This window comes from Pseudoflavonifractor intestinihominis, assembly GCF_040096055.1.
GTDB classification, from domain to species: Bacteria; Bacillota; Clostridia; order Oscillospirales; family Oscillospiraceae; genus Pseudoflavonifractor; species Pseudoflavonifractor intestinihominis.
This window is the reverse complement of sequence record NZ_JBBMFK010000013.1, coordinates 57,229-80,596: the sequence shown is the minus strand read 5'-3', so window position 1 is coordinate 80,596 and position 23,368 is coordinate 57,229. Positions and strand designations below refer to the sequence as shown.

12 protein-coding genes are annotated in these 23,368 nt (G+C 60.8%); 7 read left to right on the top strand and 5 right to left on the bottom strand.

Annotated features, from left to right (window positions below; all coding sequences use genetic code 11):
- Nucleotides 1-16 precede the first annotated feature (16 nt).
- From WMO64_RS09355 to WMO64_RS09340, 4 genes are all read right to left on the bottom strand, one after another.
- Nucleotides 17-1,477, bottom strand: coding sequence for an MFS transporter (locus WMO64_RS09355; protein ID WP_349231795.1), 1,461 nt, complete (start codon nt 1,475-1,477; stop codon nt 17-19).
- Between the two features lie 15 nt (nt 1,478-1,492).
- The gene (locus WMO64_RS09350) at nt 1,493-4,036 is read right to left on the bottom strand and encodes a family 78 glycoside hydrolase catalytic domain (RefSeq protein WP_349231794.1); all 2,544 of its coding nucleotides are present in this window, start codon (nt 4,034-4,036) and stop codon (nt 1,493-1,495) included.
- A gap of 146 nt (nt 4,037-4,182) precedes the next feature.
- Nucleotides 4,183-4,659, bottom strand: a complete 477-nt coding sequence (locus WMO64_RS09345; RefSeq protein WP_294516750.1) for a hypothetical protein — start codon at nt 4,657-4,659, stop codon at nt 4,183-4,185.
- A 2-nt stretch (nt 4,660-4,661) separates the two neighbouring features.
- The gene (locus WMO64_RS09340) at nt 4,662-7,802 is read right to left on the bottom strand and encodes a glycoside hydrolase family 3 C-terminal domain-containing protein (protein ID WP_349231793.1); all 3,141 of its coding nucleotides are present in this window, start codon (nt 7,800-7,802) and stop codon (nt 4,662-4,664) included.
- Between the two features lie 287 nt (nt 7,803-8,089).
- Between WMO64_RS09340 and WMO64_RS09335 the strand changes: the two genes are divergently transcribed.
- The 6 genes from WMO64_RS09335 to WMO64_RS09310 all read left to right on the top strand — a co-directional run bounded on the left by WMO64_RS09335 (nt 8,090) and on the right by WMO64_RS09310 (nt 15,713).
- Nucleotides 8,090-8,833 carry a DeoR/GlpR family DNA-binding transcription regulator gene (locus WMO64_RS09335; protein ID WP_294516755.1) on the top strand — a complete coding sequence of 248 codons (744 nt, stop codon included), beginning with the start codon at nt 8,090-8,092 and terminating at the stop codon, nt 8,831-8,833.
- Between the two features lie 22 nt (nt 8,834-8,855).
- Complete coding sequence (locus WMO64_RS09330) at nt 8,856-10,643, top strand: hypothetical protein (RefSeq protein WP_349231792.1); 1,788 nt, start codon at nt 8,856-8,858, stop codon at nt 10,641-10,643.
- Nucleotides 10,640-10,885 carry a hypothetical protein gene (locus tag WMO64_RS09325; RefSeq protein ID WP_349231791.1) on the top strand — a complete coding sequence of 82 codons (246 nt, stop codon included), beginning with the start codon at nt 10,640-10,642 and terminating at the stop codon, nt 10,883-10,885. The genes WMO64_RS09330 and WMO64_RS09325 overlap by 4 nt, the downstream gene beginning before the upstream one ends.
- Nucleotides 10,882-12,309: an MBOAT family O-acyltransferase gene (locus WMO64_RS09320; RefSeq protein ID WP_349231790.1), complete on the top strand. Its 1,428-nt coding sequence runs from the start codon at nt 10,882-10,884 to the stop codon at nt 12,307-12,309. Before WMO64_RS09325 ends, WMO64_RS09320 begins: the two co-directional genes overlap by 4 nt.
- A gap of 12 nt (nt 12,310-12,321) precedes the next feature.
- On the top strand, nt 12,322-13,758 hold the full coding sequence (locus WMO64_RS09315; protein WP_349231789.1) for a leucine-rich repeat domain-containing protein: 1,437 nt from the start codon (nt 12,322-12,324) through the stop codon (nt 13,756-13,758).
- A gap of 167 nt (nt 13,759-13,925) precedes the next feature.
- On the top strand, nt 13,926-15,713 hold the full coding sequence (locus tag WMO64_RS09310) for an ABC transporter ATP-binding protein (RefSeq protein WP_349231788.1): 1,788 nt from the start codon (nt 13,926-13,928) through the stop codon (nt 15,711-15,713).
- A gap of 83 nt (nt 15,714-15,796) precedes the next feature.
- Here the strand turns inward: WMO64_RS09310 and WMO64_RS09305 are convergent, their stop codons facing one another.
- Nucleotides 15,797-18,091, bottom strand: coding sequence for an S-layer homology domain-containing protein (locus WMO64_RS09305; protein WP_294516767.1), 2,295 nt, complete (start codon nt 18,089-18,091; stop codon nt 15,797-15,799).
- A gap of 438 nt (nt 18,092-18,529) precedes the next feature.
- Between WMO64_RS09305 and WMO64_RS09300 the strand changes: the two genes are divergently transcribed.
- Nucleotides 18,530-23,359, top strand: a complete 4,830-nt coding sequence (locus WMO64_RS09300) for a beta-N-acetylhexosaminidase (protein WP_349231787.1) — start codon at nt 18,530-18,532, stop codon at nt 23,357-23,359.
- Nucleotides 23,360-23,368: the final 9 nt, after the last annotated feature.

Genomic DNA, 23,368 nt, shown 5'->3' with positions numbered 1-23,368 from the left:
TGGGGTTTTGCAGGGGTCAGTCCTCCTGCTTGTGGCGGGCGGCGATGGCGGCCTGCTCCTGGGGCAGGTTCTTCTCCACGGTGAAGAAGAAGATCAGGGCGGCGCACACCACATAGGCGATGGTCTCCACCCAGATGTAGCCCACGGTGATGGTGCTCTGGACAGCGGCGGTCTGAACAATGGTCTCAGCCCCGCCGGTGGGCTTCTGGTAGTTGACCGCGCCCAGCATGGCCATGAACACGGCGTTCATGATGGGGGTGGCGGCCACCATCAGGGAGGAGTAGATGCTCATGGTCAGGCCGTCGGTGCGGATGCCGCTCTTGAACTCGATGTGGTCGATGACGTCGGCCAGCATGGCCAGGATCAGGTAGCAGGCGGGGGCGGAGCCCAGGCACTTGAGGGCCACGCCGATGGCCACCAGCACGAAGTTGTGGCTGCCCAGACCGGCGATGACGCCGCCCACGGCGCCCACCAGCATGCCCGCCATGCACACGGTGCGCTTGGAGAACTTGTTGGCCAGGGGCACCACGAACAGGGCGGCCACCGCCATGGGGATGGCGCCCAGGACAGACAGAACGGTCTGGGCCAGGCCCCAGTCGATGGTGCCGGTGGCGCCGATGACCCACTCGCAGAAGTAGCTCATGGAGCCGTTCTTCATGGCGCCGGCCCACTGGAAGCCCAGGTAGAAGAGGATGACGATCCACCACCACTTCTCGCTGGTGACGGCCCCCAGCTGCTCGCCCAGGGAGGCGGCCTTGGCCTTGGTCTCCTGGGCGCTGCCGGAGGTCATGGCCTCCTCGGTGACCCGCTCACGGGTGAACTTGTACTGGAGGAAGATGGTCAGGGCGGAGAAGATGGCCACGGCCAGCATGACCATGAACCACATGTTCTGGTCGTTCTTCATCACCTGGCTGACCAGGATGGGGAACACCATGGAGCCCACGCCCATGACGCCCAGGCCGGCCACATTGGTGAAGGAGGCCAGGGCGCCCCGCTGCTGGCTGTTGCGGGTGGACACGGGGATCAGGGTGGAGTTGGCGGTGTTGTAGATGGGGTAGGCCACAGCGTAGTACAGGTTGTAGGCGATGGCGATCCACACCATCTTGGCCGTCCCCTCAAAGGGGACGATGAACATGAGCACGCTGGCCACCGATAGCGTCAGGGCGGACAGGAGTACCCAGGGCCGGGCCTTGCCCGCCAGGCACCGGGTGCGCTCGATGAGCTGGCCCACAATCAGGTTGGCCGCCACGATCAGGATGGTGGATACCACCTGCAGCACGGAGAGGAAGGCCTCGTCCAGGGCCAGCACGTCGGTGAAGTACTTGTTGAGGAAGCTGGTGAAGATGCCCGAGGAGAGCAGGGCGCCGAAGGGGCCGATGAAGTAGCCCAGCAGCATCTCGGGGAGCCGGACTTCCGGGGAACGGATGAGGGATCTGGTCAGGGGCGTGCTCCAGAAGTCATTCTTTTTGTCGTTCATAGTCCATATCCTTTCTTACAGCTTGCAGGAACAGGTGTAGGTTCCGCTGCCATAAATTGTATGACATCCGTCAGGCAGCGTCAACTCACAACTTGCACCCACAGGCACCGCCACGGTCACGGTCAGTGCGCCGTTTTCCGCCTTCCAGTCCACTGCGGCCCGGCCGTAGGGGGTCTCCACCCAGGCGCTGGCCCAGGTGAGGCCGCCGCCCACCAGGGGCTTGACGGCAAAGCGCTTGTAGCCCGCCTCCAGGGGCTCGATGCCCGCTACCCGCCGGTAGAGGAAGTCGCCCACCGCGCCGGAGGCGTAGTGGTTGTAGGAGATCATGGTGTCGGTGCCGTCGTCCCCGATAGGACACTGGCCGTTCTCGTCCAGGCCGTCCCACCGCTCCCAGATGGTGGTGGCCCCCACCTTCACCTCGTAGAGCCAGGAGGGGCACTTGGTGTTCAGAAGCATCTTCCAGGCCGTGTCGGCGTGGCCGTTGTCGGCCAGGGCGAAGAGGATGTAGGGCGTGCCGGGGAAGCCGGTGCCGATGCAGAAGTCGTTTTTCTCCACCAGCCGGGCCAGATTGTCCGCCGCCTTGGCCCGCGCCTCCGGCGGAAACATGCCGAACTGGAGGGGCAGCACATAGGCGGTCTGGAACTCGTTGAGGAGCCTGCCCTGGCCGTCGGTGAACACAGAGCAGTAGGCGTCGGCCACCTTGGCGCTCAGGTCCCTGTAATAGGCGGCGTCCTCCTGCTCCCCCAGCAGCTCTGCCACCTGGGCGGTGACGGCGCTGGTGTGGCACAGGCTGGCGGTGGCGGTCCACTTGCTGCGTGCCTGCCACTGCTGCATCTTGGGCACGTCGGGGGCCACCCAGTCCCCGAAGTGGAGCACGGAGGGGGTGCTCCAGATGTACTTCTTCTTGCCGAAGCTGAGCAGTCCCGCCCAGAATTTGCAGGCCTTCACGTATTTTTTCATCACCGGGTAGAACTTCTTCAGGATGGACAGGTCGCCCCGGGCCATGTACTCCGCCCAGGGCACCAGCACGCAGGCGTCGCCCCACCAGTCCACCGCCATGGCGGGCATGGTGGCCGGGAAGCCGTATCCCTGGGCGGGGACGGTGTTGGGGATGCCGCCGCCCCTGAGCTGCTCGGCCTGCACGTCCAGCATCCACTTCTCCAGGAAGCGGCTCATGTCGAAGTTGTAGCAGGCGGTGGGGGAGAACACGGCGATATCGCCGGTCCAGCCCATGCGCTCGTCCCGCTGGGGGCAGTCGGTGGGGATGTCCACAAAGTTGGACTTGGCGCCCCACCGGATGTTGGACTGGAGCTGGTTGAGCATCTCGTTGGAGCAGGAGAAGCCGCCGTTGTCGGCCAGGTCGGAGTAGAGGGCCACGGCTTTCACATCGATGTCCTCCGCCGCGATGCCCTCCACGCCCACATACCGGAAGCCCATGTAGGTGAACCGGGGGGAGTAGGTCTGTTCGCCGTCGGTGCAGGTGTACGCGATGCGGGCCTTGGCGGAGCGGAGGAACGCGGTGTTCAGGGTGCCGTCCGGGTTGAGGATCTCGGCGTGGCGCACCAGGATTTTCTGCCCCTTCTTGCCCCGGATTTTCAGCCTGACCACACCGGCGAAGTTCTGGCCGAAGTCATAGACCAGGCAGTTTTCCACTTTGGTGCAGGAGATGGGGGAAAATTCCTCGTGGGCGGTGACCGCCGGGCCGTAGGCCGCCCGGATGGCCGGGCTGACCCGCAGCTGCTCTATCACTGCATTCCGCCAGCCGCCGGTCTGTGCGGTGGCATCGTACACCTCGCCGTCGTACAGGTCGGCCTCCTTGAGGGGCCCCTCCTCGGTGACCTGCCAGGAGGTGTCGGTGCCCACGATCTCCTCCGAGCCGTCCTCATAGGTGACCCGCAGCTCCAGCAGCAGGGCCTGACGGTCGGCGGTGACCCGGTTCTTCCGGGTGAACACAAAGGAGCCCACCGCCCAGCCGCCGGCCACCACCGCCGTCAGGGTGTTGTCCCCCTGGAGCAGGCCGGTCACGTCGTAGGTCTGGTATTGCAGGTTGGTCTTGTAGGAGGTAAAGCCGGGGGCAAAGTAGTCGTGGCCCACGGCTGCGCCGTTGAGGGCCAGCTGGTAGATGCCCATGGCGGTGGCCCTGATCTTGGCCTCCTTCACCTTGCCCCGGAGGGCAAAGGTCTTGCGGAAGGTCATGGGCACGGGGGACACCCGCTTCTCCGTGAAGGAGTAGGCCCCGTCGCTGATCCACTGGGCGGCCCAGGGGGTGTCCAGCCGCCCGGTCTCGAATTCCAGGGAAGCCCGGGCGGTCTCCCCGGCGTCGTCCACCGCCGTCAGCTCCGCCCGGTAGCAGGTAAAGGGCTTGAGGGCCGGGCCGCCGTAGGGGATGGCGACCTGCCGGTCCGTCTCCACCGTCCAGCCGTTGACCGTCAGAACGGCTTTGGCCAGCGCCGCGCCGGCCCGGTCGCTGTCCAGGGAGAAACCGAACCGGGGGGCGGCCGCGTCGGTCACGCAGTGTTCCCGCTGATGTTCACAGGTAAATGTTCTGATGGTAAGCATATGTAACCGGCCTTTCTCGTGCAGCGTAACGTTCTTTCATTTTCCCGCCCTTGCCGGGCAAAGAAATTGCTGTGCCCAGGGTGCGTTCCCCAGGCACAGCAATTCAAACCCTGCTCAGGCCTTCAACGCTTGCCTGTAGGTTTTGCTCAGTCCGCCTTCTTGTTGAGGCGGAAGAAGGCGGCCACCATGGCGGCCACAGCGGCCACCGCCAGGCAGATCATGTTGGCGATGGTGCCGGTGGCGGAGGACAGGTTCTCGGGGGTCTGAACCTCCAGGGCGACATCGGCGTTGGAGAAGTAGATGTAGCCCAGGCCCTCGGCTCTGGCGGAGATCAGGTTGATGAGGCAGAGGGTGAGGAGCACGGGGATGACGATGCGCATGGCGCCGGAGATGATCTCCACCACGGTGGCGGCGGCGCCGGAGAGCTTGAGCTGGGCCAGGATGATGACCAGCACCAGCAGGATGATGGCGGGAATGCCGTAGGTGGTCATGCTGCTGACGGCGGCGTTCTGGAAGTAGCCCGCGCTGGAGATGTTCACGCCGTAGACGATGAGAGAGGCCAGCGCCAGGATGGCGACGATCAGGTTAACCCAAACGCCAGCGGACTGTTTCTTGATGTTCATGGTTATACCTCCTCCTTCTTCTTCTTCTTCTCAGGCACCAGGGTCAGGGCCAGCCAGGCCACGCCGGTGATCACGGCCAGCGCGCCGCTGGTGTAGGTGATGGCGGCCAGGGCGTTGTCCCACCAGGTGTTGACCTTCTCGGTGGACACGTTCATGATGGCGCTGGTGGCGAAGGTGTAGAGCTGGTACTTCAGGTTCTCTCTGGCCTGCTCCACCAGAGTGGAGTCGTTCTTGACGGTATCCACGGAGATGTAGGGCCAGGTGGCGTCCACGCCGCCCTCGCCCAGGTTGATGTGGTTGTCCTCGGTGGCGAAGTCGGCCACCTGGGTGATACCGGCCATGACCATGGACTCGGCGTTAAAGTAGTACTTGTTGTTCATCATATCGGTGGAGATGAGGCCGGTGTAGCCCCACTCGCCCCGGAGAATGGTCTGGAGCATGCCCACGTGGTGGGAGGCGTTGGTGGCGCCGATACGGTTGAAGGCGATCATGACGCCCATGCCGTCAGCGTCCTCCAGGCCGCCCTGGAAGCAGCGCAGGTCGGTCTCGCGGAACTTCTGCTCGTTCATGTAGGCGGAGATGCCGCCGCGGTTGTGCTCCTGGTCGTTGAAGCCCATGTGCTTGGGACCGTTGATGATGCCCATGTCGGCGCAGCCCTGGAGCACGCCGTAGCCCATCCGGTTGGTGAGCATGGGATCCTCGGAGATGTACTCGTAGTTACGGCCGTTGTAGGGGGTGCGGCGCTGGGTCAGGCCCACGCCCCACAGGTGGTAGCGATTGAGCCACAGGCCGGAGTTGCCCTCAATGCGGCCCCACTCATAGGCCAGGTCGGGGTTGAAGGAGGAGCCCAGCAGGGTCTGGGAGTGGACGTTGAAGCGGTAGGTCTCACCGGTGGTCTCGTCGGTGTAGGTGGCGGTGAAGCCGCTGACGCCCTCGTTCTGGATGACCACGGGGTTGTCCACGTTGGTCAGTACGTCGGACTGGCTGCCGCCGTGGATGACGGCGCCCACGGCCTCGTCGATGGTGATGGAGGACACCAGGGTATCCCAGAAGGGGTCGTTGACATCGCTCAGCTGGTCGTACTGGATGTTGGTGGTGTCAAAGCGGACGCCCTTGTCGCCGCCCTCGGTGGCGGGGCTGTCGGTCTGGATGGTGTAGGTCTGGCCGCGGAGCTCGGCGATCCACTCGTCGGCCTTGGGGCTGTCGCCGATGGTGATGGCCACCTCGTTGTAGTTGATGGGATAGGTGCCCTCCCAGTCGCTGCGGGACAGGTAGGTGACAGTGTCCTCGCCGGTCCAGTAGTTCAGATCGGCGTCGTCGGCCACGTTGGTGACGGCCACGCCGTTCTCAACGGCAAAGGTGGTCTTGTCCAGCTCGCCCAGGCTCCACACCTGGGTGTTGCCGGTGGCCTCGGCATCCATGCCGTCGGCGGTGGTCTTGCCCTGGGCGGCCAGAATGTTGTTCACGGCCTCGTGGGCGCCGGCAGCGGCGGTGAAGTAGTAGTCACCGGCGTCCAGGATGTAGGTCTTGGCATTGGTGTAGTCATAGCTGGCCAGGTACTTGGTGGGGATGGTGATGGTGACTTCGGCAGTGCTGTTGGCGGCCACCTCGGTCTTGGCGGAGTTGAGGAACATCACCGCGGACTTCTCCACATTGTTCTGCTTGTCGTAGTCGGTGTAGGGCTGCTGGACATAGAGCTGAGCCAGGAAATAGCCGTCCTGGTCGCTGTTGTTCTTGATCTCCACCACGGCGGTGATGTTGCCGTCGGGGGTGCGGTCCACGTCCACGCTCTTCAGGGTCTGGGTGTAGTCCAGATAGCTCAGACCGTGGCCGAAGGAGTAGATAACTTCCTTATTGTAGTCCCAGGTGCTGTCCTGGGTGGCGCCCGCGCCGGAGTTGGCGCCGGACTCGGGGTTCATAATGGAGTCGTAGTACCGGGTCTCGTAGTACTTGTAGCCCACGTAGATGCCCTCGGCCTCCACGATGTAGTAGCCGCCGTTGTAGGTGTCGCTGCCGCCGAAGGAGCCGGCAGTGGTGTTGGCGATCTCCACGCCGGGATAGCGGGGGTCGTCGCCGTCGCTGCCCACGATCTCGTAGTCGGCGTAGTAGCCGCCGCCGAAGTTCATGACAGCGGGGATGGAGGCGTTGTCGGCCACATAGGTGTCGGGCAGGGCGCCGGTGGCGTTGACCTGGCCGGTGAGCACCTTCACCACGCCGATGGACTGGTAGTCGTTGAGGCAGCCGATGTAGGCGATGCCGTCCACCTCGTGGGCGCCGCCGGCGGCGATATCCTTGATGACCATGGTGTTGCCGGTGTTCAGGAGGACGATGACCTTGGAGCAGGTCTCCTTGGCCACGTCGATGACGGCCAGCTCATCCTCGCTCAGGGCCAGGGGGTCCTCGCCGGTCTCCTTGCCGGCGTAGTTGACGGCGGAGCCGGGCATATAGGTGTTGCCCTCGCCGGCGCCCCGGGCGAACACGCAGATGCCGATGGTGTTGTCCTTGTCCACCTGGCTCTTCCAGTCGGCGGGAGCGCCCAGGGCCTCGTACTCCGTGGGGGGTACTTCGGCGATCTGATAGGTGGTCATGTCGCCGGGGGAGGCCACGTAGATGTGGTCATAGGCCACGCTGGTCTCCATCTCGCCGGTCCACTGGTTGGGCACTTCCTCGGTGTGCTTGTTGAGAATGTTGTTGGTGTAGAAGTCCTTGACCGTCTCGTTGATCTGCACGCCCGCGTCGGTGAGGGCCTGGACCAGGTCAACCGCGTCGGCGTTGCCGGCCTTGTGGTCGCCGCTGGTGTAGGGATAGGGAGCGTAGGCGGCCAGGCCGAAGAGGGCCACGGTGGCGTCGGAGGCCAGGGGCAGCACATCGTTGTCGTTCTTCATGATAACGGTGCCCTCTTCGCCCTCCTTGATGGCGATGTCCTTGGCGGCGGCCTTCATCTCGTCGATGGTGGCGTAGTCGCTCTTGAAGCGGGCGGAATCCTCATCGGTAAGGGTAATGTAGCTGCTGGTGCCAAGGAAGCCGTCCAGCGCTGAACGATAGCCCTCCGCGATGCCGGTGCCCACGACGGACAGGGCAAGCACGGAGGCCATGACCGCCGAAAGGCCTCTCATGACGGGTGCAATTCGTTTCGCTTTCATCATTTTTCCTCCCCATAGTAGCATGAACATTAACGGCCGTTCTGTTGTGAGAAATTATAACACTGAGGTAATCTTTTGTCCACAATTTAGCGATAATATCCAAGAAGTAGAAAGAACAACATACTTTTTGAGGCAATTGAACGTAAATGAGCATAAATGGACAAAATGGGAGGGGAAAAGTAGACACTGTGTCCGGTAACGGTATCCATAATATTCCAAAAACAAGAGCCCGTTGACAACAAAATGACCGAATGATACAATATCGACCAAATACAGGGGGCTTAATTATGCATACGAACGAACGTTTTGACCTGATCCTGGACTACCTTAAAATGCACAAACGCGCAACAGTTGCAGATTTGAGCAAAATGGTGTATGTCAGCGAGGCCACGGTACGCCGGGACCTGAATGAGATGCAGCGTCTGGGGCTGCTGCGCCGGACCCACGGCGGGGCCATGTATGCCGACGGCTCGGAGGAGGTGTCCATCTTTGTCCGGCAGGAGGTGAACGCCACCGGCAAGGAGGTGACGGCCTCCATCGCCCTGCCCCACCTGCCCGACTTCCACACCATTTTCATCGACAACTCCTCCACCTGCCTGGCCCTGGTGCAGCGCATGAACCTGCGGCACAAGGTGGCGGTGACCAACGGCATCCAGGCGGCCACCTGGCTGGCCCAGCAGGACGACGTGCAGGTCATCATGCCCGGCGGAGAGCTGAAGGCCAACACCGGGTTTACCGGCAGCATGGCCTGCAACACCCTGCGGGGGTTCCGGTTCGATCTGATGCTCTGCTCCTGCGCCTCCATCGACATGGAGGGCACCTATGAGAACTCCCTGCCGGTGAAGGAGCTGAAGGTCACGGCCATGGAGCTGTCCGACCGGTGTATCCTCATCACGGACAAGACCAAGTTCAGCCTTCGGTCCCCCTACCGCACTGTGGGCCTGCGGAAGTACGACTGTATCTTCACCGACGCGGAGGATGAGGTGCTGACCCCTTTCCGGGCGGAAGGGCTGGAGATCATCAACCATTAACCGGATGCAAGGGGGCTTTCCCGTGGGCGGCAGGAAATTTTCATGGCTGTGGGCGGCGGTGGCCGCTGTGCTCCTCCTGTCGGGCTGTGTGTCCGCCGGGGAGGGGGCGTCCACCTGCACGGTGGTCTTTGAGGACGACCCGGAGCTGTTTTTCTACAACCAGATCTATGAGACGCCCCGGGGCGGGGATGTGACGGTGACGGTGGGGGTTCCCACCGGCCGCCGGATCGCCACGGTCAGCTTTGACCGGTATACCGTGTCGGGCAAGACCGGCTATTCCGCCAGCTACGACTATTACGACCTTATCCTCCACGACGTCCGCTACCCTGCGGTGGTGCGGCTGACCACATCCCCCGCCCTCACCACGGTCTACACCGCCGGAGAAGGGCAGGGGGAGACCATCACCGTCCAGGAGGACAGCCCCCGCCTGTCCCCCAATACCCTGCCCTGGCGGGGACAATTTTCAAGAGAGGGCTTTCTGGCCGTGGGCTGGAACACAGCGCCCGACGGCAGCGGCGTCCATATCGGCTTCGGCAGCCGGGGGGCCCGGGAGGACGGGGAAGAGACCTTGACTCTCTATCCCCAGTGGCTACCCTGTACGCCGGAGGAGGCCTTCACCTGGACCGAGCGGGACGGCGGCGCCGTCATCACCGGCTATGACGGCAGGGAAGGCGACCTGGTCATCCCTGAGACCCTGGGCGGCCTGCCCGTCACCGCCATCGCCGCCGGGGCCTTTGGGGCCGTGACGGCGGACACCGTGGCCCTGCCGCCCACCCTGACCGCCGTGGAACCCGGGGCTTTTTCCGCCCTGACGGCGGAACACCTCTATCTCTTTGATACCCTGGAGCAGGTGGACGAGGCCTCCTTGGGGGACTACGCCATCACCCGTCTCCACCTCAACGCAGTGAAAGACCCGGCCTACAGCGGCACCTACTTCGACACCTTCCCCGACAAGGCGGACTACCTCCGGTCGGTGGCGGAGGAGGACAAGCTGGTGCTCTTCTGCGGCTCCTCCGCCCGGTTCGGGTACGACAGTCCCATGCTCGCTGAGGCATTTCCCGACTACGAGGTGGTGAACATGGGGGTGTACGCCTATGCCAACATGCTACCCCAGGCCAGGATCGTCCTCCACTACATGAAGGAGGGGGATATCCTCCTCCACTCCCCCGAGCTGGACGCCATCGGGCAGCAGTTCTGCGGCAGCACCGCCCTGGACAAGGAGACCTTCTGCATGACAGAATCCAACTACGACCTGCTCGCCCTGCTGGACTGCCGGGAATTTACGAACCTTTGGGGGGCCTTCGGGGCCTTCCAGGCCGCCCGGGCGGACATGGAGCCCAGGTCCTACGCCGATTCCCCCGCCCTGTACGACGAGGACGGCAACCGGCAGGAGCAGGCCACCTATAACCGCTACGGGGACTACATCCTCTACCGGGAGAACAACCTGTCCGGGGAGAATTTCGGCATCAAGCGGGCCTTCTATAACGCCAGCCACATCACCGAGGCCGACTGGCAGGGCATCAACGCCATGTACGACAGCTTTGCTGCCAAGGGCGTGTCGGTGTACTTCACCTACTCCCCCCGCAGCCGCACCAGCATCTCGGAGGACAGCACCGAGGTGTCCATCACCGAGCTGGACGCCCTGTTCCGGCAGAAGCTCCACGCCCCGGTCATCTCCGACATCCAGTCCTCCCTCATGGACCCGCTGTACTTTTACGCCACCGACAACCATCTCAGCACCGAGGGCGCGCAAATCCACACCGCGCAGGTCATCGACGACCTGCGCCGGGCACTGGAGGGAGGAGCATGAACCTTGTCTTTCTCCAGTACCCCCTGATCCCCATTCTACTGGCACTGTCCCTGGTATTGACGGCCCTGGCCGGGCTGCTCCGCCGGGGCAGCGGGGCGGCGGCAGCGCTGGCGGCGGTGTCCGTGGGGGCCATGGCGGTGGCCGCGCTGGCCTGCTCGGTGCCCTATGAGGAGATCCTGCTCCTGCTGCTCCTCCCGGCCCTCACCTGCTTTCTGACTGTGGCAAGGGGGGAGAAGAAATGAGCTTTGTGTCCCCCGGCTTTCTCCTCTTTCTCCCGGCGGTGCTGGCCCTCTACCGGCTCACCCCATGGCGGCAGCGGTGGATGGCGCTCCTGCCCGCCTCCTATTTCTTCTACGCCTGCCACAGCCCCTGGCTGCTCAGCCTGATCTTGCTCACCACCCTGGTGTCCTACGGCAGCGCCCTGCGCATTGAGAGGGCGGAGACTAGAAAGCAGAAGCGCCGGGCGGTGGCCCTGGACGCAGCGGTGTGTCTGGGCATTCTCTTTCTCTTCAAATACCTGGACTTTGCCCTGGGGGGTGTGTTCTCCCTGCTGCGCCTGTTCGGGGTGGAGAGCGGCTTTACCGGCTTCCACCTGCTGCTGCCCATGGGCATCTCCTTCTATGTGTTCCAGACCATGTCCTACACCTTTGACGTCTATCGGGGCACCATCCGGGCGGAGCGCCACCTGGGATACTACGCCCTGTTCGTCTCCTTCTTCCCCCAGCTGGTGGCCGGACCCATTGAGCGCCCCGGCGACCTGCTGCCCCAGCTGAAGGCCCCCAACCCACTGGAGCAGGAGGACATCGCCCAGGGCGTCCGGTTTCTGGTGCGGGGGTACGGCAAAAAGGTGCTCATCTCCGACTTTCTGGCTCCCTTTGTGGATACAGCCTACGGGGACGCCGCCGGGGCAGGGGGCGCGGCCATGGTACTGGCCACCGTGCTCTTTGCCCTGCAGATCTACTGTGACTTCTCCGGCTACTCCGACATCGCCATGGGCTGTGCCCGGCTCATGGGCATCCGGCTCACCGAGAACTTCCGGCAGCCCTACGCCGCCTCCTCGATCCGGGACTTCTGGCGGCGGTGGCACATCAGCCTGACCCGCTGGTTCACCGACTATCTGTACATCCCCCTGGGCGGCAGCCGCCGGGGGCTGGCCCGGCAGTGCGTCAACATCCTGGCGGTCTTTCTGGTCAGCGGCCTGTGGCACGGGGCCAACCTGACCTTTGTGGTGTGGGGCGGGCTCCACGGAGCGTTCCTGGTGGCGGAGACCCTGCTGCTGGGCCGGCGGCAGCTCACCTCGTCCCTGGGCCGGGGACTCCACCGGGCGGTTACCCTGGTGCTGGTGTGCTTTGCGTGGGTATTTTTCCGCGCGTCCGACCTGTCCCAGGCAGTGTTCATTCTCCGCTCCATCTTCACCGACTTCCGCCTCCCCAACGTCCTGACCGGGCTGGGGATGGGCAGGGTGGAGCTGATACTGGCCTGCCTGCTGGTGCTCCTGCTGCCGATGCTGGAGCGGCTGCCCGCCCTGGAGGTGGAGAAAAACAGAACAAAGGGGCGGTATGCCGTCCCTCTGCTCTACTTCCTGCTGGCCGTCGCCATTGTGGCTTGCCGCTGCCTGGTGCTGACAGAGCACGGGGCAACTGCCTTCATCTACTTTCAGTTCTAGGGGGAGGATGCCATGAAACAGCGAAAAACGCCCTCCCCGGCGGCCCTCTGCGGCCTGCTGGCGGCGGCGCTGTGCCTGCTGGCCGGGCTGCTGCTCCTCTTCGGCTTCGCCCTGCCGCCCCAGTACGGGGATACCTTTCTGGGCGAGATGAAGTACAAGATGGAGCGGCTGGAGGACACAGAGGGGCCCCGCATCGTCGTGGTGGGGGGCAGCAGCGTGCCCTTCGCCCTGAAGAGCGGCCTGGTGGAGGAGTACCTCCCCGGCTATCAGGTGGTGGACTTCGGCATGTACGCCGGCATAGGCACGGTGGTCATGCTGGACTGGGCCCAGACCCAGGCCAGGGCGGGCGACATCTTCATCATCGCCCCGGAACAGAGCGCCCAGACCCTGTCCTGCTATTTCTCCGGCGAGCTGGCCTGGCAGGCGGCGGACGGCGCCTTTGATCTGCTGTCCGCCGTCCACTCCAGCCGGTACGAGTCCCTGGCCGCATCCTTCCCCGCCTTTGCGGGGAAAAAGCTGTGGTATACCCTATTCGGGTCCCCGGAGCCGGAGGGGGTGTACGCCCGGTCCTCCTTTGACGGGTACGGCGATATCATTTACCCGGACCGGACAGCCAACATCATGTCCGGAGGGTACAACCCCAACGACCTCATCTCCTTCTCCCGGGACGTCATTGCGGAGGACTTTGTCGACGCCCTCAACGACTTCGCCCGGGCGGTGGTGGCCAAGGGGGCCAAGGTGGTCTACCACTTCCCGCCCATGAACGCCGCCGCCCTGGAGCCGGACACCGACCAGACAGCGGTGGATACCTACTACGACTACCTGGACGGACAGCTTCTGTTCCCGATCCTGGGGGACCCAAACCGCTGTATCCTGGACAGCGGCTGGTTCTACGACACCAACTTCCACCTCAACGCCAGCGGCGCCACGGTGTTCACCAAGCTGCTCATTGAGGACCTGAAGGTCTATCTGAAGGACACCTCCCCCACGGAGATTTCTCTGCCCGCCATGCCCGCTGTGGGGGCGTCGGCTCTGGCGGAGGACAGCACGGATGCCGCCCTCTTCACCTACCGGCATACAGAGGAAGGCTGGATTTTGTCCGGTCTGACGGCGGAGGGACAGGCCGCCCAATCCCTCACCCTGCCGGGCAGCTATGAGGGAGAGCCGGTGGTGGGGATAGACAAAACATTATTTGAAGGAAATACCAAAATCCATGAAATTACGGTTCAGCCCAATATTGGGATTCTGTACGACGGTATGTTCTCCGGCTGTACGGCCCTGGAGCGCCTGATCCTTACCGGTGAGGACCCGGCGGCCTATGTGGCAGGGGACGGCCTGCGGGACGGGGCGGACTTTTTCATCTGCGTGCCGGAGGGGGTCCTGGACCGGTACCGCCGGGACTACTTCTGGCAGACCTACGCCCCCTGGATTCAGCCTACGGAGGGATAAGGGACAGGGCGGGAGCATACAGCTCCCGCCCTTTTTCAGCCTTGAGACAGGGAAAAAACGGAATTCTCTTTTCCAACCCGCCGGGACATAGTATAATGTTGAAAAAACAGGCGTTCCGCGCCGGATCCTGCGGACGCTGCACGGCAGACCAGACCGGGAGGAAAACTATGGCGGGAAAAAAGCGGGATTTGGGGGAGAGCCCCTTCGAATCCCTGAATGTTTTAAAGAGAAAGTGGAAGGACGGCACCTTTTCCGAGATCCTGGAGGACTGGAAGTGGATATTCGGGTACAGCGCCCGGTACAAGGGGGCCATCGTGTTCTATATCCTGATGGGCATCCTCAGCACGTCCCTGGGGCTGGTGAGCAGCGTGGCGGGAAAGTACGCCATCGATGTCATCACCGGCTATGAGACCAGCAAGCTGTGGCTGGTGATCCTCATCATGGTGGGCAGTACCCTCATCAGTTTGCTGTTCACCAGCGTCATCAGCCGGGTGTCCACCAGGCTGGCCCTGGACATTGACAACGATATCCGGGCCGACATCTTTGACCAGATCATGGACGCGGACTGGCTGTCCCTGAGCCGGTACACCAGCGGCGACATCCTCAACCGCTTCAACGGGGATGTGAGCACGGTGAGCAGCAACGCCATCAAGTGGCTGCCCAGCGTGATCATCGCGGTGTACCAGTTTGTGGCCACCTTTCTGGTGCTGTTCTACTACGACTGGGCCATGGCCCTCATCGCCCTGGGCAGCGCGCCCTTCCTGCTGCTGGCGGGGCGGCTGCTGGTGCGGCGGCAGCGGGAGTACAACCGGCAGGTGCGGGAGGCCAGCAGCGACCTGATGGCCTTTGAAGTGGAGGCGGTCAGCAACTTCGACACCATCAAATCCTTTGGCGTTGGCCCCCACTACAGCGGCAAGATCCGCTGGTGGCAGGCCAGGTTCAGGGACATCAGCCTGAAGTACAACCTGTTCTCCATCAAGAGCGGCGCGCTCATGTCGCTGCTGGGGATCGTGGTCCAGTTCGTGGCCTTCGGGTACTGCCTGTTCCGCCTGTGGGGCGGCGGCATTACATACGGTACCATGACCCTCTTCCTTCAGCAGCGCAATGAGCTGTCTACCGCCTTCACCAATCTGGTGGGCATCGTTCCCAGCTTTCTCAGCAGCTCAGTCTCGGCCCACCGGATCCGGGAGCTGGCGGAGCTGCCCCGGGAGGTGCACCTTCCGGAGAGCGGCAAGCTGGATATCCACAGCGGCGGAGGCTTTGAGGTGCGCATGGAGCATGTGACCTTCTCCTACCGGGAGGGGGATCAGGTCATCACCGATTCGGCCTTCCACGCCGCGCCGGGGGAGATTGTGGCCCTGGTGGGGCCCTCCGGCGAGGGCAAGACCACCCTGATCCGCCTGATCCTGGGCCTGGTGTGCCCGGGAGAGGGGAGCGTGGTGCTCCGGGACTGCGACGGCCGGGAGGTGCCTGCCAATGCGGAGACCCGGCGGCTCTTCGCCTATGTGCCCCAGGGCAACACCATATTCTCCGGTACGGTGGCGGAGAATATGCGCCTGGTGAAGGAGACGGCCACCGATGAGGAGATCATTGAGGCGCTGAAGCTGGCCTGCGCCTGGGAGTTTGTGGAGAAGCTGCCGGAGCAGATCAACAGTCCGGTGGGGGAGCGGGGAAAGGGCCTGTCCGAGGGCCAGGCACAGCGGCTGGCCCTGGCCCGGGCCATGCTGCGGGACGCGCCCATCCTCCTGCTGGATGAGGCCACCTCGGCTCTGGACGTGGCAACCGAGCGGGCTGTGCTGCGCAATATCGCGGGCTGCGGCAGGGGAAAGACCTGTATCGTTACCACCCACCGGCCCAGCGTGCTCAGCCTGTGCCAGCGGGTCTACCGGGTGATGGACACCCGGGTGACCGAGCTGAGCCGGGAGGAGTCGGGCCGCATGGCCATGGATTTCTGATCTATCGCTTCCGGAGGAAGAATATAAAAAACGGCCCCCTGTGAATCCGAGATTCACAGGGGGCCGTTTGCTGTTGGGCGTTATTACTGATCGCCGGCGACCTCGCCGCCGTTGGGATCGGGGGCGGAGTTGGCGGTGGACCAGGCGCGCTCCAGAGCGGCCCAGTCGCGGACGGGCAGGAGTTCGGTCCAGGACTCGACCTGAGCGCCATCCACGGTGATGAACTCATAGTCGTGGGAGTTGGTGGCCTCCTGAACGGCCGCATAGTACCAGACGCTGGTATCCATGTTGTCGGGCCAGGTGATCATGCCGGGCAGCATGTTCTCCGTGGAGGGAGCACGGCCCAGGGTGCGGTTGACGATGGTCATGGCCTCGGCACGGGTGATGTAGGCGTCGGGATCGAAGGTGCCGTCGCCGCGGCCCTCAATGATGCCCAGGACGGCGGCGCGGTTGATGTACTGGTTGGCCCAGTGGCCGGCGATGTCGGGGAAGATGTCCTCGCCCTCATAGGTACCGCCGAAGAAGCGGACCGCGATGGTGGCAAACTCGGCGCGGGTGATGGGGGCGTCGGGGTCGAAGAGACCGCCGGGCTTGCCGGTGATGATGCCGGCGTTGGTCAGGGTGGCGGCGGCGTTGTTGAACCAGTCGCTGCTGTCAGTGTCGACATAGCCGCTGTTGGTGCTCCAGAGCATGGCGCGGGACTGGTCGGTGAGCATGCGGAAGAAGATGGTGGCCACCTCGGCGCGGGTGATGGAGGCCAGGGGGTGGACCAGACCGTCGTCACGGCCGATGATGTAGGCGAAGTGATCGGTGGTGTTCAGGTCAGGACCGGGGCCCAGGGGGACATCGGGGTCGTCAATATCGGTCTCGCCGTCGTCACCGCCGATGACGGTGTAGGTCACAGAGGGACGGGGGAAGTACAGCTTGGACTCACTGTCCTTGGGGGTCAGATAAGCCTCCACGTTGGGGTAGGCGATGTAGGTGCCGGCAAAGCCCATGTGGCCCACCAGTCTGGCGGAGTAGGTGATGGACAGCTTCTGGCCGCGGAGCAGGTCCTGGTGCAGGGTGAGGGTGAACTGCTCGGTGCCGTCAGAGGCCTTGGTGTAATTGAGCGTGAGGAACTCGGCGCCGTCGTCGGTGTGGAAGACCAGGCTGTCCTTGTCGCCCAGGGTCTGGCTCTCCCAGTACAGACCGCCCTCGTTGGTGCCGTTGGCGTTGGTCAGGCTGACACGGATGGCCTTGTCGGTGGCCAGATCGAAGTTGTAGCCGTCGGAGGAGCTGTAGCCCAGCACGTCGGTGATGACGCTGCCGGCGGGGACCGCCACGTTGGCGGACTGGCCGTACATGGCGCTGATGATGTTGTCCAGCTGGGAGGCGGTGTTGTCCAGGGTGGCGTCAAAGGCGCCGCCGGTCACGCTCTTGCTCTGGGCGTAATCGATGAACTGAGCGGCCAGCGTGGACAGGGCGCTGACATTGGCGTCGTCCTCATAATAAGGATAGCCCACGGTGACCAGTTTCACGCCGGCCTCCGCCACCTTGTCTAGCTCCTTGGCGGCGAAGTAGACGCCGGTCTCGAAGTTGGTGTAGGCGTTGGCGTCGTCCTTGACGGCCTGGACAGCGGCGGGCAGAGGCTCGCTGGCGGAGGCGCTGCCGTAGGTCTTGGGGGCGGCGGACAGGTTCAGGGCCAGCAGGTCGTCCAGGTCGGTCAGGGCCTGGTAGCCGCCCTCGGCGGCGTCGCTGTTGGCCATGGTGGCGGTGGTGCCGTCGGCCTTGTAGTAGGAGTTGTTCACAGCGCTGCCGTTGTCGTCCAGCCAGTAGAAGCTGCCGCCGTCGGTGATGAGCACCAGATAGCGCTTGTCAGCGGCCACGGTGTCGGTGGACAGGCTGTTGAGGGCGCTCAGGCCCTCCCGGATACCGGCCTGGACGTTGGTGCCGTGGTCAGAGGCCAGAACAAAGGCGGCACACTCATCCTCCACGCCGGAGAGGGCGGCCTCGGAGCTGCTGGTCAGCAGCTGGGGCTCCACCACGGTCTGGGCGGTGGTGGTGAAGATGGTCAGGCCGGCGTAGATGTTCTTGTCGGCCATGAACTTGAGGGCGTTGGCCCAGTTCTCCACGTAGGTCTTGTTATCCTCGCTGAGGAAGAGGCTCTGGGTGGCGTCCAGCACGAACTGGATGGCGATGGGGTTGGCGTTGGTGTTGGCCACCACATCCAGGGTGATGGTGGTGTCGCTGCCGGCCAGCTCGCTGGCCTGCTTGCCCAGGGTGATGCCGTTCTCGGTGTTGGCAGGCGGGTTGGTTACCGTGGCAGAGGCGGCGGGGAGCATGCCGATCAGCATGACGACAGCCAGCGCCGCGGCCAGGAATTTGCGCATACGCATAGGTCATACCTCCGTTTGCAATTTGCATAAAACAGCGCGACAGACAGCCGGAGAATCTGCGCGCCTCATGCTATAACACACGACAAATTATAGCATAGTTAAAAGGAAACGGCAATAAAAAATCACCCACAGGAAGGGGAAAATTCCAAAATTAGTTTGTGAGTGATATATGACGCTTTTTGGTTACATATGCGCGAAACATTGCAAAAATGCGGGTGAATAAATAAAAAAGGGGGACCACTTGTTAAAAAATATCCGAAAGAATAAAGGAAGATTCTTGAATTTAGCGGCCGCCTATGCTATACTAGCCAAAAATAGGTGTGTTTTCGGCGGAAGCGTCGGAACGTGCCTGATGGTTTGCAGCCAGACCCCTGTATCGACGGTGACGCCGGAAGCCGGCCTTGCGGGGCAACTGTTTTGCAAGGGAGGAGAAAAATTATGAAGAAAGCAGTGCGTAAGGGCGCAGCCAAAGCGGTTGCTCTGGTCCTCAGCCTGGCGATGATCTTCGGCATGGCGCCCATGGTCAACGCTTCGGCTGGAGATTCAGCTGCTGCTTCGGCCAGCACGACCACGGAAAGTACTTTTGACCGTATCGTCCACCTGGACATGGGCCGGAAGTACTTCAGCCCCGAGTGGATCAAGGCACTCATCAACGAGATTTCTGCCCTGGGATATACGCAACTGGAGCTGGACTTCTCTAATAATGAGGGCTTCCGGTTCTCTCTGCCTTATGATCAGATGCAGATCGAAGTGGGCGGCTATGAGACCGTCCTGATGGAAGTGGAAGCTGAGGAGACGCAGTCTCCTGAGACGGACGCGGCTGCGGCCGGCGACACCGACGTGACGGACTCCGCTCTGCCTCAGGCTTCTGACGCCGCCCAGCCCGAAGAGGGCACTGGCGAGGCGGATGCTGCCCAGACTTCCGAGCCCGCCGGGAGCAGCGAGGCGGAGCCTGAGCCCCAGTACAAGGAAGTTCAGGTCTATAACAGCAAGACCGTGGATCTTACCAAGGCTCTGAGCCAGGAATATATCACCGCAGATCAAATGGCGGAGATCATTGACTATGCCCAGAGTAAGAATATTGAGATCGTCCCGCTGCTGAACAGCCCCGGCCACATGGGCGCCATTCTGAACGCTTTCCAGGAGTATCGCTGGACTGATAATCAGAATCGGATCAGCGAGAGCACTATCGATCTTGAAAACGACGAGGCGGTGCGCTTTGCTGAGGGTGTGGTGAGCGCTTACGCCGAGTGGTTTGCAAAGCAGGGCTGCAAGACCTTCAACATCGGCGCCGATGAGTTTGCCAATGATCTCGGTACGGAATATAGTCCTGTCATGGGACTGAACTATATTTATTACAATCAACCAGAGGTTTATAGCAAGCTGATCGAGTACATCAACGATCTGGCAGTTATTATAGAAAAAGCTGGCATGACCCCCCGGGCCTTCAACGACAGCTTCTGCTATAAGGATAATACTGACTACGCGCCCAGCACTGATATCCAGGTCTGTTACTGGTCCTCTGGGTGGAATGAGTACGCCTATGATTTGGCAGAGGCATCTACGCTAGAGAAGCGGGGCTATCAGCTCATCAACACCCACGGCGATTATTATTACGTCCTGGGGAAAGAAGACAGTTGGGACAGCAGCGATACATACCGATATGATTTTGATAACAACACATTTGCTGGAGGGAGCAATATCTCCGATCCGGTGGGCTCCATGTTCTGCATCTGGAGCGATTATCCCAATGATGAGACTGAGCAGAAGGTAGCAGAGAAGGTTCGTGTGCCTCTGCGCATTATGGCGGCCCGTATGCAGGACCAGATTGTGACTGCGGACACGGTTGATACCTCCGTGACTCCCGGCGGCTTCAATGCCAACGGTACTATTAATGTACCGGCTGCTTCGGTAACGGACAATGTAACCAATATCACTGTTTCTGCCTCCGGAGTGACCAGCATCAGTGCGGTGAAGCATGAGAAGGCGATTCCGGCGCTGGCGGACAGCACCTATGTTGCCTATGACATCAGTCTGAATAACGGAAATTATACCCAGAGCGCCCAGGTCTCCATCCCTCTGCCTGAGGATTGGATCTATTCTGACGTCCAGCTGAGGGGCTTTGTGCTCTCCTCCGACGGTAAGGTGGAGTATGCCGACGATGGCAGTTTGAATGATGGCGTCTACACCTTTACTGCGCCCCATTTCTCCACAGTGGGTGTGGCGGTTATGGCTGAGCCGGATCAGACAGTTTCGGTAGCAGTTAATAGCAAAAAAAGTATCACGATTTCTGGCGATTATTCCAATGCTAAAGCAGACGTACAGAATGGCAATATTGCGGCTGTGACAGTTGGTAAGTACACCCCTGGTCAGGGCGGCATTATATGCGGCAATAAGGTCACAGCACCCGATGGGACTTACTTTATCAGTGATGGTAACGGCAATTATCTGGAAGTTTACTCTAGGTATTATAATTATGCGGTGAGAAACACCACTAATGTGACAGAAGCTACCCAGTGGAAAATCAGTAAGAGCGGAAGTTCTTATACGATTTATGATCCTGCTACCGGTCAATACTTAACAGAGAGGGCATCTCTCAGCAGAACTCCTTACAGCTGGAGCTATGATTCCACTAAGGGATTCTACTACACTAAGACAGAGTGGGAATGGTTTGATCGGGTAGAAAAGACCTACTACTTATCCGGCGGTAATAATTGGAGCACAGCGGAAAGTACCAGCAGTTACGGCGCTGCCTATGAGATTGCACAGCAGCCTGTGGAGGGGACTACGGAGATTACCGTTAGCGGCCTGCAAGTTGGTGAGACTCTGGTAACAGTCAATGACTATGTTATCAAGGTTGTGGTCACTGAGGAGGACCTGAGTGGGGTGTCACCGCTTACAATTGAGCTGTTTATTACAAATAGACGACTGAATTATAATGGTGCGAATACGATTGCGATTGAGGCGCAAGCGGCGGCAACCGAGGAAGGATATCAATTTTCTGATATTCCGGCACGCATCGCAGATGGCGATGTTGAATACGCTTTTTGGAAAGTAGTGGAGATTGATTACAACAGTTCCGCCAGAGCTACACATGCGGGAACCGGCGCAGGCGGCAGCGGTCAGACTCACAAGGGAATCTTTGGCGATATTCAGTGTACGTGTGATGGTTCGGACAAAACGATGGCCGATGATACGCACACGATGACAGCAGTGCGCTACCGCAATGGCGGATGGCAGTATCAAAATGCAGATGGTCAGTGGGTCGATATAAAGGATAACGATCAGTTAGTCGCCTATTACCTTCAGGTAACGGATGTCACGACGGAGCTTGAGACACAGGTCGTGGATTACGGAGCCCGACAGGACGGCTTCTACCTGATTGGAAAGGAAGATTGGGCGCTTCTTGATTTCCAGGTAGAGTATCCTTCCGGCTTCTACCCCAATGATTTTGCAAATGAAAAGACCCTGCTCTACCATAATAATACCGGAAAAGGCCGGACTATTGGCATGATTCGCGCTTCTCTGAGCGATCCCTATTATGTATTGTCACGGATCGAGGTGCTCACTGCCAGCTCTACAAATTATCGGAGCGTTGGAACGCTGTCGCAGATTGACATTCAATATGATGAGGCCTCTGCGGAGGTTGTGTGGACATCCGAATCTGGGACAGACCCGATTGTACCTTCTCTGACATTTGGCGAGTCCAATGGCAGAGATAATGTGAAACTGGTTCGCTATGTGCTGGAAGTAAATCCGGAGTATAGCAATCTGACGGTTCACTATATTAACGAAACATCGGGGCAGGAATTCCATTCCTATGATATTGCTACTCGAACTGCAGGAGAAAGCGTTGAGGAAGCGGCAGACTTCACAGGCTGGACGTTGAACAATGGGAATCTTACGCCTGGTGTAATCACGAATGCTCTGGGTCGAGAAGAAACAGTATATTATCGTACAGATGACTTGGCAAAGGTTCCTAATATGAATCCCGCATATACCAGCGGATTTTTTGAGTTTGCCAATAAGATTACCGTCAGTAGCGATGGCGATGATCTGTATCTCTACTACAGTACCGATAAAAATGCAGCTACCGCAATTGTTGATTTTGGACTGCCTGTTAAAATTGGTCCTACTTTCTTCGACAAAAATGCTAGCAGCATAAGCGCAGTTGGCGATTCGGGAAGTGGAGTTACTGGCAATTATGGTACATTGAAGAAAGATGGCAGTGGAAATTATATCTATACGCCCAGCAAAATAATGAATGGCAGCGAAACATTCCGGATGAAGGTCACAATTGGCGCGCAGTCAATTGACTGGGTGCTGTATGTGGTGCCCGCTTCCACGGTGTACTACGAGGATACCTTCGGAGCCATTGAGTATGGCAAGGGCTGGGAGACTGTTGGTACCACCATTACCGGTCGCACTCAGACTACCAGCAAGCTGGGTGATAAGGCTGTCTACGGACATGATGCTGCTTATGCCACGGATACTACTTACAGCGGCGGCAGCGCCCACAAGGTTACGCTGACAAGCGGCGAAACCGCTACGGCTACCTTCAGCTTCCACGGCACCGGCTTCCAGCTGGTCAGCATGACCGACGCCACCTCCGGCTGCATCACGGTCCATGTTGAGGGCGAAGAAACCAATAATTACTACTTTGTGGACTGCTACTATGCGAACGGCGGCGCGCTCTACCAGGTGCCTGTCCTGAAAGTAGATGAACTTGCGCTGGGCAACTATACCGTTACGGTTACGGCGGGCTATTTGAGTGGCCGGGACTGGGCGAAGAGTGATTCTGCTACCTTTGTCCTGGACGGCGTCCGTATCTACAAGCCCATCGGCGATTATCCCAATTACACTCAGGATAACGAGGGTAATGTGACCTACAGCGAGATCCGCAACATCCTTCTGTATGACGGAGCGTGGGATCAGAGCAACAGCGTTTATGTAGATACGCTTGGTGCGTCTACAAACAGCGCTGCTGACTACGCCAACGTGGGTCCCAACAACGAGGTCTATCTGAAGGCCGACGATCAGATCACCTTTACCGTGCCTGAGGGCGGCTCCATCGTCCAGATCGGCGCCAAGCTGGTATCCGGCAAAGAAATGACCTTCACTGTGGAGGGGCAAGATTACGAGATTACCTCCGCAGTGGAGATGTATTACCTGCTGGATGGCGTGAAACCCGGCAATGAGATTACCATTACCGCCTCGGGCGATGGAATCCTGTCCCTGACCAACCTCAAGCTTGTAAGCGGTTCTTAAGAAAGGGGT

Excerpts from the sequence above, each read along its gene's own strand:
- WMO64_RS09315 (WP_349231789.1), top strand. The coding sequence starts at position 12,322 with ATGAAACAGCGAAAAACGCCCTCCCCGGCGGCCCTCTGCGGCCTGCTG.
- WMO64_RS09340 (WP_349231793.1), bottom strand. The coding sequence starts at position 7,802 with ATGAAAGCGAAACGAATTGCACCCGTCATGAGAGGCCTTTCGGCGGTC.
- WMO64_RS09310 (WP_349231788.1), top strand. The coding sequence starts at position 13,926 with ATGGCGGGAAAAAAGCGGGATTTGGGGGAGAGCCCCTTCGAATCCCTG.
- WMO64_RS09325 (WP_349231791.1), top strand. The coding sequence starts at position 10,640 with ATGAACCTTGTCTTTCTCCAGTACCCCCTGATCCCCATTCTACTGGCA.
- WMO64_RS09320 (WP_349231790.1), top strand. The coding sequence starts at position 10,882 with ATGAGCTTTGTGTCCCCCGGCTTTCTCCTCTTTCTCCCGGCGGTGCTG.
- WMO64_RS09350 (WP_349231794.1), bottom strand. The coding sequence starts at position 4,036 with ATGCTTACCATCAGAACATTTACCTGTGAACATCAGCGGGAACACTGC.
- WMO64_RS09335 (WP_294516755.1), top strand. The coding sequence starts at position 8,090 with ATGCATACGAACGAACGTTTTGACCTGATCCTGGACTACCTTAAAATG.
- WMO64_RS09345 (WP_294516750.1), bottom strand. The coding sequence starts at position 4,659 with ATGAACATCAAGAAACAGTCCGCTGGCGTTTGGGTTAACCTGATCGTC.
- WMO64_RS09300 (WP_349231787.1), top strand. The coding sequence starts at position 18,530 with ATGAAGAAAGCAGTGCGTAAGGGCGCAGCCAAAGCGGTTGCTCTGGTC.
- WMO64_RS09355 (WP_349231795.1), bottom strand. The coding sequence starts at position 1,477 with ATGAACGACAAAAAGAATGACTTCTGGAGCACGCCCCTGACCAGATCC.
- WMO64_RS09305 (WP_294516767.1), bottom strand. The coding sequence starts at position 18,091 with ATGCGTATGCGCAAATTCCTGGCCGCGGCGCTGGCTGTCGTCATGCTG.